Below are 605 nucleotides of genomic sequence, written 5' to 3' on the forward strand. Positions count from 1 at the left end.
AGCGGCCTGAGGTCCGTAAGGCCCGCCATGACTGGGTCATGCGCCGCCAGCCCTTCATGCGTAACCTGTTGCCACGCATAGGGTTTATCGATGAGACTTCTCTGAAGACGAATATGGCCAAGACCACTGGCTGGTCTGCAAAGGGCGCGCGCCTGATCGACCATGCGCCGTTCGGTCACTGGAACACCCAGACCTTCATCGCGGCCCTGCGCCATGACAGGCTGGACGCGCCTTGGGTCATCGATGGCGCGATGAACCGTGAGATGTTCGAGCTTTACGTCGAAACCCAGCTCGCCCCGACCCTGAACAAGGGCGACGTGATCATACTGGACAACCTGTCATCCCACAAAAGCCCCAAGGCCGCGCAGACCATGCGCGATGTTGGCGCGTGGTTTCTGTTCCTTCCACCCTACAGCCCCGACCTGAACCCGATCGAGATGGCATTCGCGAAGCTCAAGGCCCTGATAAGGCGTGCAGCTGCAAGGACATACGATGACCTTTGGCGCGCCACAGGGCATGTCTGCGACCTATTCACCGAAGAGGAATGCTACAACTTCTTCAAGGCTGCTGGATATGAAGCCGATTGAACGCAACACGCTCTAGCG

At 58.8% G+C, this 605-nt stretch carries 1 protein-coding gene; it reads left to right on the plus strand.

Going from position 1 to position 605, the window contains the following annotated elements; all coding sequences use genetic code 11:
• Window positions 1-587, plus strand: a 587-nt coding sequence (locus ABD345_RS40080) for an IS630 family transposase (RefSeq protein WP_344559778.1), incomplete at its 5' end; no start/stop codon positions are given.
• Between the last annotated feature and the right edge of the window lie 18 nt (window positions 588-605).

The organism is Kitasatospora saccharophila (assembly GCF_039529925.1).
GTDB lineage: Bacteria > Actinomycetota > Actinomycetes > Streptomycetales > Streptomycetaceae > Kitasatospora > Kitasatospora saccharophila.